At 65.0% G+C, this 14,396-nt stretch carries 14 protein-coding genes; 7 read left to right on the top strand and 7 right to left on the bottom strand.

The annotated features are described in order from the left end of the window. Positions 1 to 85 precede the first annotated feature (85 nt). The 4 genes from WDM86_17210 to WDM86_17225 form a co-directional block, all read right to left on the bottom strand. The gene (locus WDM86_17210) at positions 86 to 1,045 is read right to left on the bottom strand and encodes a hypothetical protein (GenBank protein MEI9991764.1); all 960 of its coding nucleotides are present in this window, start codon (positions 1,043 to 1,045) and stop codon (positions 86 to 88) included. A gap of 151 nt (positions 1,046 to 1,196) precedes the next feature. After that, positions 1,197 to 1,640 carry an Hsp20 family protein gene (locus tag WDM86_17215; GenBank protein ID MEI9991765.1) on the bottom strand — a complete coding sequence of 148 codons (444 nt, stop codon included), beginning with the start codon at positions 1,638 to 1,640 and terminating at the stop codon, positions 1,197 to 1,199. 125 nt (positions 1,641 to 1,765) lie between these two features. Next, a complete protein-coding gene (locus tag WDM86_17220) occupies positions 1,766 to 2,338 on the bottom strand; it encodes a hypothetical protein (GenBank protein MEI9991766.1) in 573 nt (190 codons plus the stop codon). Between the two features lie 71 nt (positions 2,339 to 2,409). Further along, complete coding sequence (locus tag WDM86_17225; protein MEI9991767.1) at positions 2,410 to 2,838, bottom strand: hypothetical protein; 429 nt, start codon at positions 2,836 to 2,838, stop codon at positions 2,410 to 2,412. Between the two features lie 247 nt (positions 2,839 to 3,085). Between WDM86_17225 and WDM86_17230 the strand changes: the two genes are divergently transcribed. Then, on the top strand, positions 3,086 to 3,409 hold the full coding sequence (locus WDM86_17230) for an SCP2 sterol-binding domain-containing protein (GenBank protein MEI9991768.1): 324 nt from the start codon (positions 3,086 to 3,088) through the stop codon (positions 3,407 to 3,409). Between the two features lie 41 nt (positions 3,410 to 3,450). Beyond that, positions 3,451 to 4,374: an alpha/beta hydrolase gene (locus WDM86_17235; GenBank protein ID MEI9991769.1), complete on the top strand. Its 924-nt coding sequence runs from the start codon at positions 3,451 to 3,453 to the stop codon at positions 4,372 to 4,374. A gap of 182 nt (positions 4,375 to 4,556) precedes the next feature. Here the strand turns inward: WDM86_17235 and hisN are convergent, their stop codons facing one another. Next, a complete protein-coding gene (hisN, locus tag WDM86_17240) occupies positions 4,557 to 5,357 on the bottom strand; it encodes a histidinol-phosphatase (GenBank protein MEI9991770.1) in 801 nt (266 codons plus the stop codon). Between the two features lie 54 nt (positions 5,358 to 5,411). Here hisN and WDM86_17245 point away from each other — a divergent pair, with 54 nt between their 5' ends. The 3 genes from WDM86_17245 to WDM86_17255 are packed head-to-tail and all read left to right on the top strand — an operon-like array spanning position 5,412 to position 6,875. Beyond that, positions 5,412 to 6,263, top strand: coding sequence for an SDR family oxidoreductase (locus WDM86_17245; GenBank protein ID MEI9991771.1), 852 nt, complete (start codon positions 5,412 to 5,414; stop codon positions 6,261 to 6,263). A 41-nt stretch (positions 6,264 to 6,304) separates the two neighbouring features. Then, on the top strand, positions 6,305 to 6,589 hold the full coding sequence (locus WDM86_17250; protein MEI9991772.1) for a BrnT family toxin: 285 nt from the start codon (positions 6,305 to 6,307) through the stop codon (positions 6,587 to 6,589). After that, positions 6,558 to 6,875, top strand: coding sequence for a BrnA antitoxin family protein (locus WDM86_17255; protein ID MEI9991773.1), 318 nt, complete (start codon positions 6,558 to 6,560; stop codon positions 6,873 to 6,875). The genes WDM86_17250 and WDM86_17255 overlap by 32 nt, the downstream gene beginning before the upstream one ends. On the opposite strand, the gene typA is transcribed toward WDM86_17255, so the two are convergent. Continuing rightward, complete coding sequence (gene typA, locus WDM86_17260) at positions 6,872 to 8,698, bottom strand: translational GTPase TypA (protein ID MEI9991774.1); 1,827 nt, start codon at positions 8,696 to 8,698, stop codon at positions 6,872 to 6,874. The genes WDM86_17255 and typA overlap by 4 nt on opposite strands. 301 nt (positions 8,699 to 8,999) lie before the next feature. On the opposite strand from typA, the gene WDM86_17265 reads away from it, so the two are divergent. Both WDM86_17265 and WDM86_17270 read left to right on the top strand, forming a co-directional pair. Then, complete coding sequence (locus WDM86_17265; GenBank protein ID MEI9991775.1) at positions 9,000 to 10,208, top strand: efflux RND transporter periplasmic adaptor subunit; 1,209 nt, start codon at positions 9,000 to 9,002, stop codon at positions 10,206 to 10,208. A 7-nt stretch (positions 10,209 to 10,215) separates the two neighbouring features. After that, positions 10,216 to 13,371, top strand: a complete 3,156-nt coding sequence (locus WDM86_17270; GenBank protein ID MEI9991776.1) for an efflux RND transporter permease subunit — start codon at positions 10,216 to 10,218, stop codon at positions 13,369 to 13,371. Between the two features lie 3 nt (positions 13,372 to 13,374). Here WDM86_17270 and WDM86_17275 read toward each other — a convergent pair whose 3' ends face one another. Beyond that, positions 13,375 to 14,316 (bottom strand): aldo/keto reductase, encoded by a 942-nt coding sequence (locus WDM86_17275; protein ID MEI9991777.1) that lies wholly within the window; start codon positions 14,314 to 14,316, stop codon positions 13,375 to 13,377. Positions 14,317 to 14,396 lie beyond the last annotated feature (80 nt).

Consider the following 14,396-nt stretch of genomic DNA (forward strand, 5'->3'; position numbering starts at 1 on the left):
ACCGAAGCACTGTGCGTCTTAGCCATGTCGCCTCCTATATAGGATGACATCCGGTCAGTAAAAGCCCCATAGGCTTTTTATTTCCCTAACCCTGAAGCCCATTTTCTCGAGGTTGCAGCGAAGCGCCTGCCGCCGCCGCGGTTTCCTCAGTCTCCCGATAAATTGTCAATGGATGATAGAGCGCGTCGGCGAACGAAAATAGGAGCTGAATGTCCCAACGTTCGACAAAGACGCCGCGCGATTCGCTGTCCACAAGGACTATCCCACGAAGCTCAGAGCGGTTGTCCCCAATTCCGTCTATTGGACCCTGCCGTACGGCGCAGGCCATTAGCGCCTTGTATGGCAATCCTGGGGAGTTCTCGAACAGCCGCTCAAGAAAGCGCTGCGGCCGGCGATTTTCGACCAAATTTTGGTACGCTGAGATGCTCGTGAAATGAGCGTTGCTCTCTGTTTGTACATTGGCCGACATGAAGTGCCATCGACCGTTTTCTCCACGTGAAACGCGCGCAAATGCATTATTGGCCAGGAGCGGATCGTGATTTTCTCGCCGGCGGCGGAGATCGAGCTCAAAGACCGCGTTGTTGCTCTTTCTGTCCCGGCAAAGTGCGTAAAGATAGAGATTATCCCCAATATTGTAGAATGATTTTATCGCGCACCGGCAACTCGTACTCGTTATCATCGAGAACAAATTTGCAATTCGATCACATACGTCTTTCAGGTCGTCGCGCATCGCACGAAGGTGATCCGTATACTCGCGCGCGGTCGCCGGACTTTGATCCGAATCAGAGTATTTGCTGATAAAGTTGCGAATTAAATGGTTGATCTGGTGAACGTCGCTCGCGATGTTCGCGTATTTTTCTTTGCGGATCGTCTCGAAGGTCCGATACGCCCAGATGATAAAAATGATCGTGAGAAACAAAAAGAAATAGACGAACGAAATCGTAGCCAACACGCCTTGGCCGCGAAACATGATGGCAAAGATATCGAAGCTGGCAAAGTATGTGGCGACAGAGCCCAACAGCCCCACAACCGCATAAATCGTCAACTTCAGCCGGTGCCCCGAATCCAACCCGCCCCCCGATTCGGATCAGAGTGAAGCACTTTCAACTTTTCCGTGTAAAGAGGCGGCGGCGCGCCAGACGAAAAGGCCGGGCGTTGCCGCCCGGCCTTTCCCATTCGGCGATGGACCGTCGCGATTAGGCGGCCTTGGCCTGGCCCTCGATGGCCTTCAGCTCGGGCGCGTTGATCGCGATCTTGCGCGGCTTCTTCTCTTCGGGAACGACGCGCTCCAGGTCGATGTGGAGCAGGCCGTTCTCGAGCTTCGCGGCGCGGACTTCCACATGCTCGGCGAGCTGGAAGCGGCGCTCGAAGGCGCGGCCGGCGATGCCCTGGTGCAGATAGGCGGACTTGGCGCCCTCTTCGCGCTTGCCCGTCAGCGTCAGCACGCCATCGCGTACCTCCACGGCCAGGTCCTTTTCGCCGAAGCCGGCGACGGCGACCGAGATGCGATAATGCGTCTCGTCGGTGCGCTCGATGTTGTAGGGCGGATAGCCGTTGCCCGCGTCGACGGCCTGGTCAAGCATGTTGAACAGATGGTCGAAGCCGACGGTCGAACGGAAATAGGGGGTAAAATCACGCATGGTTACAACCTCCTGAAAGCGTTGCAATTTCAAGGCCCCGTCCACCATGGACCGAGGCCGTTTCAAGCGCCGTACGCCCAACGGGCCGACCGGCTAGCAATAGGTGGGGAGGAGTGCCAAAGGGTTCAAGGGGCGGAGGGGAGGCGGAAATCCGCCAGGTCGAGCAGCGGATCGGCCAGTTCCACCGTCTCGAACAATTCGGGCGTGACGCGGACGCGCCCCGCGGGGCGGAGCACCGAAATGTCGATATGGGTCACGGTCTGGCGCGCGCCGGCCGCGGACGGACCGGCGAGCGGGGCCGCGATTTCCTCCAGCAGCACGGCCCGTCCGTCGGGGCGCACCGCGCGCCGCCGGTAGCGGAAGAGCGTTCCGGACGCCGTCCGGGTGAACCGATCCAGACGCACATCGCGCTGCTCCGGCCGCGCCATGGCAAGAATGTCCGCGTCCAGGGCGGCGTGCCCCAGCGCAATGGCGATCGCCTCGCCGACACGTCCGAGGCGAACGCCGCCGTCTTCTCCCAGAACGAAGGTGATGCAGTTGCGCGATATGCTCCGCGCTTCGGCGGCATCGGGCGCGGCGGCAAGGGCGACGCCGTCATCCGTCCAGAGCGAAAGCCAATAGCGAAGGAACCGCTGATTGTCCGGCGAGAATGAATATTCCGCGAGCGCCCGTGCGACCGCGGCCTTGTCGAAACGCACCGTCCCATCCTTCTGCGGGGCGCCGAAGACTAGCAAAGCCGTTGCGCGCGCGGAAACGAATAGTTCGAAATTCACCACCAGATGAGATGGCTCAAGCCGGCGGCCCAGACCACGGCCAGAACGAAATAGGTGAAGACCTCGATGTGCCAGGCCTTGAATGGATGGCCGAACAGGTTCGTCGCCAGCGTCCGCAGCCAGGCGCCCTCTTCCTCGTTGTGCGGATCGCGCCACCGGCCGACGCGGATCAGCGATTCGATGTTGTTCAGCACGCAGGAGTTCTCGTTGAACAGCCACTGCAGGACGACGAAAGGCAGGAAGAAAAGATAGAACACGAGCGCATCGCGGAACGGCGCCGCCCAGCCCAGCACGATGTAGAACATCACCGCGAAATGCAGATAGAAGCAAAAAGTCCCCAGGCCGTCGCGCGCTTCGGCGGCATGCGACGGCAACGCGCTGGCGGCGGCCGGGTTCTCTTCGTCGTCCTTGCCCGCGGCGCTCATGCGATGCGCGCGCGCCGCATCGGCCGATCGCGATCGTCGGGCCTGCTTTCCTGGGTGAACAACGCCGCCAGCATCTGGTGATCCGTCGCGGACATGTCGCGTCCCGGTCCTTCCGCATTGCAGGTTCTGCCCTTTGCGCCGGCAATGCAATCTGGCGGCGGCCAGTTGTCTCACAGGGCGCAAATGCTAATAATCCCGGCCCATTCCTGCCCGACCCCGGCAGACGCGCTTTCGAGAAGGAACCGTCATGAGCTCGCCAGCGGTACAGCAGATCATCGAGCAGATGGCCGGCGCCATCGGCGCCAATTCCGGGCTCGGCGGCACGCTGAAATTCGATTTCGGCGCCGACGGCAGCGTGCTGGTCGACGGAAAATCGACGCCCAATTCGGTGAGCGACGGCGCCGGCAAGTCGGCCGACACGACGCTGACTTTGTCGCTCGACGATTTCGGCAAGATGGTCCGCCACGAGCTCGACCCGACCTCGGCCTTCATGCAGGGCAAGCTGCGCGTCGCGGGCGACATGGGCCTTGCCATGAAGCTCGACCCCATCCTGCAAAAGGCCGGCGGCTGAACGATGCGAAAGGCGAATGGGAAGGCTGTTCGCCGTCCATCATGAGCGCAGCGGTCTTCTCGCCCCATTTCATCGTCACGCCGTCGGCGGCGCGGCTGCGCACCGCGCTGTTCGCGCCGGCGCCGGGCGCGGCCGAGCGCGGCGTCCTGGTGCTGCTGCACGGCCAGACCGAGTTCATCGAGAAATACGGCGAGGTGATCGGCGAATTGCAGGCGCGCGGCTTCATCGTGGCGACCTTCGACTGGCGCGGCCAGGGCGGATCGAGCCGCGCGGTGGCCGATACGCGCAAGGCCCATGTGCGCGATTTCGCCGAGTTCGACGAGGACCTCGCGACGTTCCTCGACCAGGTGGTGCGCCCGCTCGGCGGCGGCGCGCCTTTCGCGCTGGCCCATTCGATGGGGGCGCATATCCTGCTGCGCACGCTGCATGACCGGCCGCGCGTGTTCTCGGGCGCCGCGCTCAGCGCGCCGATGCAGGCGATCTCCACCCGCGGCACGCCCGCCTGGGCGGCGAACCTGATGACGGCGGCGATGAACGGGCTCGGCCGCTCGCAGGAATGGGTGCTCGGCATGGAGGGGCGCGATCCGCTCAAGCTGACATTCGAGGACAATCTGGTGACGTCGGACCGCCTGCGCTGGGCGCGGGCGCAGAATTTGATCGTCAGGAATCCCGAACTGCGGCTCGCGGGACCGACCTGGGGCTGGCTGAAGGCGGCGGCGGCCTCGATGGCGATGGAGATGGCGCCCGGCTATGCCGAGGCGATCGAGGCGCCGGTGCTGGTGTGCGGCGCGGGCAAGGACCGCATCTGCCTGACGCCGGCGATCCGCGATTTCGCGCACCGCCTGCCGCACGGGACCTATGTCGAGTTCGAGGATTCCGAGCACGAGATCCTGATGGAGAACGATTCCATCCGCACCCGGTTCTGGAAGGCGTTCGACGATTTCGCGGCGGCGAACAACGTCTAGCCCTTTTTCGGTTCGAAATTACCCAAATAGAGAGCGTCATTGCCCGGCCTGTCCGGGCAATCCAATTTTTCTCGGCGCCAAATTGGATCGCCCGCATGAAGCGGGCGATGACGATTGTTTTTCAATAATTCAATCCACGAAACGGCTCTAGTTTCTCCTCCGCTATTGCGAGGGAGGAAATGCTAGGCGTTCAACAACGCCATGACCTCGTCGTGCAGCCGCGCATCGCCTGCCGCCAGCACCTGGCCGCCTTCGGCGCAGCTTCCGCCCTGCCAGTCGGTGATGATGCCGCCGGCGCCCTCGATCAGCGGGATCAGGGCGGCGACGTCCCAGCGGTGGAAGGTCGATTCCACGATCACGTCGCAGAAGCCCAGCGCCATGGTGCCGAAGATGTAGCAGTCGCCGCCCCAGCGGGTGAGGCGGGCCGTCTTCTGCACGCGGCGGAAGGCGGCCCATTCGCCCTCCTTGTAGAAGGCGTCGGGATGGGTGGCGCAGAGGATGGCGTCCTTGAGTTCGACGCCCTTGCGGACCTGGAGCGGGGTGATCGCGCCCCTGAAATGCAGCTCCGCCCGGCCGTTGGCGCCGACGAAGCGCTCGCCGATCCAGGGCTGGTCGAGCACGCCGAGCACGGGCTTCCGGTCTTCCTCCAGCGCGATCAGCGAGCCCCATTCGTGGCGGCCGTTGATGAAGGCGCGCGTACCGTCCACCGGATCGAGCACCCAGCGCAGGCGGTTGGCGCCGTTCTTCTCGCCGAATTCCTCACCGAGGATGCCGTCGTCGGGCCGCTCGGCGTCGATGATGGCGCGGATGGCCTTTTCGGCGTTCCGGTCGGCCTCGGTGACGGGGTCGAAAACCTCCTGGCCCTGGATCACCGGGCGCTTGTCGGCGATGTCCAGCCGCTGGCGGAAATAGGGGCGGATCACCGCGCCCGCCGCGTCGGCGAGGCGATGGGCGAAAGCGACGGTCTCGGCGGGAACGGTCATCGGAATCTCCAGAACCGCACTATATTGCACGTCAGGCAACAGAGGGGCACCGCCATGAAAAGCATCGTCGTCACCGGGTCATCCACCGGCATCGGATGGGGCATCGCGCAGGTGCTGATCGCCAAGGGCTTCCGCGTGTTCGGCAGCGTGCGCAAGCAGGCCGACGGCGAAAGGCTGAAAAAGGAGTTCGGGGCGAATTTCGTGCCGGTGATCTTCGACGTCACCGACGAGGCGGCGGTCGCGCGCGGCGCCGAGCAGGTCGCCGCGGCGCTGGGCGGCGAGACGCTGGCCGGGCTGGTGAACAATGCCGGGATCGCGGTGGCGGGGCCCCTGCTCTATCTCAAGCTCGACGACTTCAAGCAGCAGATCGCGGTCAACCTGACGGGGCAACTCGTCGTCACCCAGGCCTTCGCGCCGCTGCTCGGCGCCGACCGGTCGCGCCAGGGCGCGCCGGGGCGGATCGTGATGATCTCCTCGGTCGGCGGCAAGAACGCCAACCCGTTCATGGGGCCCTATAGCGCCTCGAAATTCGGGCTCGAAGGGATGAGCGAGGCGCTGCGCCGCGAGCTGATGATCTTCGGCATCGACGTGATCGTGGTGGCGCCGGGCGCGGTGGCGACGCCGATCTGGGACAAGGCCGACAGCGTCGATCCCGCCATCTACGCCAACACGCCCTATGTGAAGTCCCTGACGGCGGTGAAGTCGTACATGCTCGAGCTCGGCCGCAAGGGGCTGAAGCCGGAAGTCCTGGGCGAGCAGGTGTGGATCGCGCTGACCACGCCCAAGCCGAAGGTGCGCTACACGGTGACGCCCAACCCGTTCCAGAACTTCCTGGTGGGCGCGCTGCCCAAGCGGATGGTGGACAATCTGGTGGCGGGACGGCTGGGGCTGAAACGGGAGGCGTAATGTACGTACACTTGTAACTACGGCGGCGGGGAGATATCGTAGTGCTCGAATTCGAGTGGAATCCGAGGAAGTCGGAGTCGAATCGGCGGAAGCACGGTTTGACATTCGAAGATGCCATTCGGCTTTTCCATGATCCGCTGAGGCGGCTTGATATCGAAGGTGACGAACATGGAGAAATCCGCTGGCGCACGACAGGGGCGATCGATGGAGTTCTCCACGTCGTCTCACACACCATCCGCGAAGAAGGCGAAACCGAAATCTACCGCATCATCACGGCGCGGAGAGCAACACCTCGTGAGAGTAAAGTTTACGAAGAAGCTCCCTAAGCTGACCGAAGAGCAGCGTGAACGGCTCAAGGCCTTGGCTGAAATGCCGGACGACCAGATCGACACGAGCGATATTCCGGAATTGCCGGCCGACTACAAAGGACCGACCTATATCGGACTCTTTCCGGGCTTCGCGACGAAGAAGAGCGTCACCATCCGCCTCGACGACGACGTGGTGAAATGGTTCAAGGCCCAAGGCAAGGGCTGGCAGACCAAGATGAATTGGGTGCTGCGGCTCTATTACGCCAGCCATCGCAAGACCGGCGTGAAGGTCGGCCGTCCCTAGACCGCCTCGGTCCGCGAGGCGCGCTTGCGGTCGTGGGGCGAGAGCGCCTTCTTGCGGATGCGGATCGACTGCGGCGTCACCTCGACCAGCTCGTCGTCCTCGATATAGGCGATCGCCTGTTCCAGCGTCATCGGCACGATGGGCGTCAGCCGCACCGCCTCGTCCTTGGAGGTCGTGCGGATGTTGGTGAGCTGCTTGGCCTTCAGCGGGTTCACTTCCAGGTCGTTGTCCTTGGCGTTCTGGCCGATGATCATGCCCTGATAGACCTTGGTGCCCGGCACGATGAAGAGCTTGCCGCGCTCCTCCAGATACCACAGCGCATAGGCCACTGCCTCGCCGTCGCCGGTCGAGATCAGGACGCCGTTGATGCGGCCCTGCACGGTTCCCTTGTGCGGCGCGTATTCCTTGAACATGCGGTTCATCACGCCGGTGCCGCGCGTGTCGGTGAGGAACTCGCCGTGATAGCCGATCAGGCCGCGCGACGGGGCGTTGAAGATGATCCGCGTCTTGCCGGCGCCGGTCGGGCGCATGTCCTGCATCTCGCCCTTGCGCTGGGAGATCTTGTCGATCACCACGCCGGTATAGGGATCGTCGACGTCGACGGTGACTTCCTCGATCGGTTCCAGGCGCTCGCCCTTCTCGCCGGCCTGGAACAAGACGCGCGGGCGGCTGATCGAGACCTCGAAGCCCTCGCGGCGCATGGTTTCGATCAGGACGCCGAGCTGGAGCTCGCCGCGGCCGGCGACCTCGAAGGAACCTTCGCCGGTCTCGTTGACCTTGATTGCGACATTGCCCTCGGCCTCGCGCAGCAACCGGTCGCGGATGACGCGGGACTGCACCTTGTCGCCCTCGCGGCCGGCGAGCGGCGAGTCGTTCACCGAGACCGTCATCGCCAAAGTGGGCGGGTCGATCGGCTGGGCCTGGATGGGTTCCTCGACGGAGATGTCGCAAAGCGTATCGGCGACCGTCGCGTTTTGCAGGCCGGCGATGGCGATGAGATCGCCCGCCTCGGCCCGTTCCACCGGCACGCGGGCCAGGCCCCGGAAGGCCAGGAGCTTGGTGGCGCGGGCGCGCTCGACCACGCCGCCCTCGCGGTTCAGCGCCTTGATCTGGCGGTTGACGGTGATGGCGCCCGATTCGATGCGGCCGGTGAGAATGCGGCCGAGGAAATTGTCGGCTTCCAGCGTCGTCACCAGCATCTTGAACGGATGATCGTCGCCGGCCAGCGCCAGCGGCTTGGGCAGCGGCACGTCTTCGACGATGCGCTTGAACAGAGGATCGAGATTGCGGTGCTCGTCGGTGAGCTCGTTCACCGCCCAGCCATTGCGGCCCGAGGCGTAGAGATAGTGGAAGTTGAGCTGGTCGTCATTGGCTTCCAAAGCGAGGAACAGGTCGAAGATCGATTCCAGCGTCTCCTTGGGCTGGGCGTCGGATCGGTCGATCTTGTTGATCACCACGATGGGCTTGAGGCCCAGTTTCAGGGCCTTGGAGAGCACGAATTTGGTCTGCGGCATGACGGACTCGGCCGCGTCGACCAGGAGCACCACGCCGTCCACCATGGAGAGGATGCGCTCGACCTCGCCGCCGAAATCGGCGTGGCCGGGGGTGTCGACGATGTTGATCCGCGTGGTGTGCCACTCCACCGAGGTGCATTTGGCCAGGATGGTGATGCCGCGCTCGCGCTCCAGGTCGTTGGAGTCCATGGCGCGCTCTTCCATGTGCTGGTTCTCGCGCACCGAGCCGGATTGCTTGAGGAGCTGGTCGACGAGCGTGGTCTTGCCATGGTCGACATGGGCGATGATGGCGATGTTGCGGATGTCCATGGGGCGCTCGTTCGAGAAGGGCGGGCTTATATAGGCGTGCCCCGGCCGGGGCAACCGAGGCCGCAAGACAGTTTTGCCCTCACGCGGTTTTGAGCGCCCAACATTGCAAAAAAGACAGTTATATGACCGGTTTAACAGGCAAACGGGGCCGGGCGACAGTTTAAGACATTGCCGGTCTGGAAATTGGCCAAGGCCGTGCTAAGGACAGCGTGGGGGTGCGGGCCCGGCAACCTTTTGCCGGGGTGGCGGGTATTTGGCCCAAGCCCATGCCATGATTTGAGGCCGACGGACCGACACACGAATGAATATCCGCATTCCCAGCTCTTTCGAGTCGGTGCCGGACGCCGCGCAGGGCATTCCAGACCGGGTCCGCCGCGGCAATGCGGCGGCGAGTTCCCGCCTGCGCCTGATCCTGGGCATCCTCGGCGCCGTCCTTTTGGCGGCCTTGGTGATTTTCGTCGTGCTGCCGCTGTTGGGCGGGGCCAAGCCGCGCGCCACGCCGGCGCCGCCGGTGGTGGTGCAGCGCGCCGCGAAGAAGGACCTTTCCGTCGTCGAGCACACGATCGGAACCGTGGTCTCGCCGGCCACGGTGCAGCTGACCGCGCGGGTGCAGGGCCAGCTCCTGAAGGCGTATTTCGTCGAGGGCCAGACGGTGCACCGCGGCGACCTGTTGTTCCAGATCGATCCCGGGCCGTTCCGCGCCGCGCTCGACAACGCCGAGGCGACGCTCGGCACGGCGCAGCAGAAGGCGGCGCGCTACGGACGCCTGCTGACCCAGAAGGCGGTGGCGCCGCAGGACGCCGACGACGCCGAGGCTGCCTATCTGGTGGCCAAGGCCAATGTCGACGCGGCGCGGCTGAACCTGGGCTATACGCAGATCCGGTCGCCGATCGACGGCAAGACCGGCGCGATCATGATCCAGCCGGGCAACCAGATCACGCCCAGCGGCAGCGGCATGACCTCGGTCGGCGTCACCAACCCGGCGGCCTCGACGCTGGTCGTCATCACCCAGATGCGGCCGATCAAGATCTCCTTCGCCCTGCCGCAGGCCGACCTGCCGCGCATCCAGAAGCGCCTGGCGACGCAGGGCATGGTGGCGACGCTGACGCCGCAGGGCGGCGGGACGCCGCTGACCGCGACGGTCGATTTCGTCGGCAACCAGGTGAGCGACCAGACCGGCACGATCGAGCTGCGCGCGACCTTCGCCAACGAGAACGAGGCCCTGGTGCCCGGCCAGCTCGTCGATGTCGGCGTGGTGCTGGACACGATCAAGGGCGCCACGACGGTGCCGCACGACGCGGTCAACCTCGGGCCGAACACCAGCTTCGTCTATGTCGTGAAGAACGGTGTCGCGCAAATGGTGACCGTGAAGGTCATCAGCGACGACGGCACGTCGGCGGCGATCCAGGGCCTGGTCAAGGCCGGCGACGCGGTGATCACGGACGGCCAGCTCAAGGTGGTCGCCGGAAAGCCGGTGAAGGTCTCGCGCGCCCCGACGCAGCAGAAATAGCCCGGCCATGAACATCTCGGCGCAGTTCATCGAAAAGCCGGTGATGACGACGCTGCTGATGGCGGCGCTCGTGATCTTCGGCCTGTTCGGCTATTCCAGCCTGCCGGTCAGCGAGCTGCCGAACGTCGATTTCCCCACCATCACGGTGTCGGCGAGCCTGCCCGGCGCCGATCCGGACACCATGGCCTCGGCGGTCGCCACGCCGCTGGAGAACCAGTTCTCGACCATCGCCGGCATCAGCTCGATGACCTCGTCGAGCGCCGCGGGCTCGACCTCGATCACGCTGCAATTCGACCTCGACCGCAACATCGACGCGGCGGCGCAGGACGTGCAGTCGGCGATCTCGGCGGCGAGCCGGCAATTGCCGACCAACATGCCGACGCCGCCCACCATCCGCAAAGTCAATCCGTCGGACCAGCCGGTGATCTTCATCGCGCTGCATTCGCCGGCGCTGGCGATGTCGGAGGTCGACAAATACGCCGAGACGCTGCTGGCGCGGCAGATTTCGACGCTGAACGGCGTGGCCCAGGTCAACGTCTACGGCTCGCAGAAATTCGCGGTGCGGGTGCAGATCGATCCGGCGCAGCTCGCGGCGCGCGGCATCGGCATCGACGCGGTGGCGGGCGCCCTGGCCAACGCCAACGTCAACCAGGCGACCGGCCAGCTCAACGGCCCGACCCAGGCGACACTGATCCATACCAACGGCCAGTTGATGACGGGCGCGGCCTTCAACAACCAGGCGATCGCCTATCAGAACGGCGCGCCGGTGCGGGTCAAGGACGTCGGGCGCGCCATCGACAGCGTGCAGAACAACCTCGCCTATAGCTGGTTCAACGGCCAGCCCGCCGTCGTGCTGGCGGTGCAGCGCCAGCCGGGCTCCAACACCATCGAGGTGGTGGACGAGATCAAGGCGATCCTGCCGGCCTTCTCCAAGCAGCTTCCGGCCTCGCTCGCGCTCGACATCATCTACGACCGCAGCCAGCTCATCCGCTCCTCCGTCGCCGACGTGCAGAGCACGCTTTTGATCGCCGCGGTGCTGGTGGTGCTGGTGATCTTCATCTTCCTGCGCAACCTGTCGGCGACCGTGATCCCGTCGCTGGCGCTGCCGATCGCGGTGATCGGCACCTTCGCCGGCATGGCGCTGTTCGGCTACAACCTCGACAATCTGTCGCTGATGGCGCTGACGCTGTCGGTGGGATTCGTGGTCGACGACGCCATCGTGATGCTCGAGAACATCGTGCGCCACATCGAGGAGGGCGAGAAGCCGCTCGAAGCCGCGCTCAAGGGCTCGCGGGAAATCGGCTTCACCATCCTTTCGATGACGGTGTCGCTGGCGGCGGTGTTCATCCCGCTCGTCTTCATGGGCGGCATCGTCGGCCGGCTGCTGCACGAATTCGCGGTGACCATCGTGCTTGCCATCGTGGTGTCGGGCATCGTGTCGGTGACGCTGACGCCGATGCTGTCCAGCCGCTTCCTCAAGCCGGCCAAGGCGCACAAGCCGGGCGGCTTCTACGAGCGCAGCGAGCGGATCTTCAACAACGTCCAGGGCGGCTATGAGCGCAGCCTGGGCTGGAGCATGGCGCATCGCGGCTTCATCCTGATCCTGTTCTTCGCGAGCCTGTTCGCCACCGTCGGCCTGTTCTACGCGGTGCCGCTCGATTTCATCCCGACCGAGGACCAGGGGATGATCCGGGCGCAGACCGAAGGCTCCGACCGCACCTCCTTCGCCGCGATGTCGACCTATCAGCAGAAGGTCGCGGCGATCGCGGCCAGGCAGAAGGGCGTGAAATCGGTGATGTCCTTCGTCGGCGGCGGCGGCTCGCGCTCGGGCACCAACACCGGAACGCTGCTCCTGACGCTGAACCAGGGCGACCGGCCGTCGGCGGACGAGATCATCCGCGAACTGCGCCCCAAGCTCGGCTCCGTGCCGGGCATCAACACCTATATGCAGAACCCGCCGGCGATCCAGATCGGCGGGCGGCAATCCAAATCGCTCTACCAGTACACGCTGCAGGGCCTCGACCAGGACCTTCTGCAGCAATCCTCGCTGAAGCTGATGAACGCGCTGGCCGCGACGCCGGGCTTCCTCGACGTGACGACCGACCTCGACCTCTCGGCGCCGTCGGTCAATGTCGCGATCGACCGCGACAAGGCGGCGTCGCTGGGCGTCACGCCCGCCAAGATCGAGACCGCGCTCGGCGCCGCCTTCGGCACCGAACAGGTGTCGACGATCTACGGCTCGGCCGACCAGTATTACGTGATCATGGAATTGCTGCCGCAATACCAGTACGCGCTGGCCGATCTGCGGCGCCTCTATCTGACCGGGGCGGACGGCACGACGCTGGTGCCGCTGAGCTCGGTGGTGAAGCTGACGCCGGGCACGATGCCGCTGACCGTGAACCACCAGGGCCAGCTTCCGGCGGTGACGATCTCGTTCAACCTGGACAAGGGCTATTCGCTGGGCGACGCGCTGACCGCCATCAACCGCGTCCAGGCCAAGCTGGACATCCCCGACACGATCCTCGGCTCGGCCCAGGGCACGGCGCAGGCGTTCCAGAGCTCGCTGAGCAATATGGGCCTTTTGCTCGCGATCGCGCTCATCACCGTCTACATCATCCTCGGCATCCTCTATGAGAGCTTCATCCATCCCTTGACCATCCTGTCCGGCCTGCCCTCTGCCGCGGTGGGCGCGCTGCTCACGCTGTGGCTGTTCCACCAACTCTTCACGATGGGGATCACCGGATCGGATTCGCCGCTGTCGATCTATGCCTTTGTCGGCATGATCATGCTGATCGGCATCGTCAAGAAGAACGCCATCATGATGATCGACTTCGCGCTGCACCGGCAGCGCAGCGAGCACGTCCCGCCGGAAAAGGCGATCGTGGAGGCGGCGATCGTGCGTTTCCGCCCGATCATGATGACGACCATGGCGGCGCTGATGGGCACGCTGCCGGTGGCGATCGGCTTCGGCGCCGGATCGGAAGCGCGCCGGCCGCTCGGCCTCGCGGTGGTCGGCGGGCTGCTCGTGTCGCAGCTATTGACGCTCTACATCACGCCGGTGATCTACACCTATCTCGACCGGCTGGGCGACCAGGTCGGCCATTTCCGCTGGCGCGACGTGTTCGGCGGCGGCGACCGCCGCAGCGCGCAGCCGGCGGAATAGCGCTCAGGCCTTCGCGGAAATCCGGTTCACTTCGGCCAGTTCGTCGGCGGTAAGTTTCCACGCCGCCGCCTTGACGTTCTGCTCGACCTGTTCGGGGCGCGTGGCGCCGGCGATCACGCTGGAGAGCCAGGGATGGGCGAGCAGCCAGGCGAAGGCGAGGTCCAGGATCGTGCGGCCGCGGGTCTCGGCAAAGGCCGTGAGGCCGCCGACGATGCGCCAGTTCTCCTCCGTCATGTAGCGCTCGCCGAAACGGCCCATGCGGGCATAGCGCGTGTCGGCGGGGATTTCGGCGCCCTGGCGGTATTTGCCGGTGAGCAGGCCGCTGGCGAGCGGGAAATAGGGCAACAGGCCCATGCCCTCCTGCTCCAGCGTCGGAACCAAGGCGCGCTCCACGTCGCGCAGCACGAGGCTGTATTCGTCTTGCGCGGTGACGAAGGCGGCGAGGCGGTTCTTGCGCGACGTCTCGTGCGCGGCGGCGAGCTGGTCGGCCGGCATGTTGGAGGAGCCGATGGCGCGGACCTTGCCCGCCTTCACCAGATCGTCGAGCGCCCGCAGCGTCTCCTCGACGGGGGTGTTGGGATCGGGCCGGTGCTGCTGATAGAGATCGATCCAGTCGGTCTTCAGCCGCTTGAGGCTGGCCTCGCAGGCGGCGCGGATATAGGCGGCGGACGAGCCGGACTTGGCGCCCGCATCGTCCATCGGCATGCCGAACTTGGTCGCCAGCACGATGTCCTTGCGCCGCGCGCCGAGGATCTCGCCGAGCTGCTCCTCCGAGCCGCCGCGATTGCCGTAGACATCGGCGGTGTCGAAGAGGGTGATGCCCAGTTCCAGGGCGCGGTCGACGACGCGGCGCGACGCCTCGACCGGCAGGGCGCCGAAATTGTTGCAGCCGAGGCCGATGACCGAGACGGCGATGCCGGATTTGCCAAGCTTGCGGGTTTCCATCGGATCCTCCTGGACGTGGGAGCGCGAACGCTAGGCCATCGCCGCGTCCGAGAAAATGGCTCCCCTGTCGCGGCCGGGCC

Source organism: Rhizomicrobium sp. (assembly GCA_037200045.1).
In the GTDB taxonomy this organism is placed as follows: domain Bacteria; phylum Pseudomonadota; class Alphaproteobacteria; order Micropepsales; family Micropepsaceae; genus Rhizomicrobium.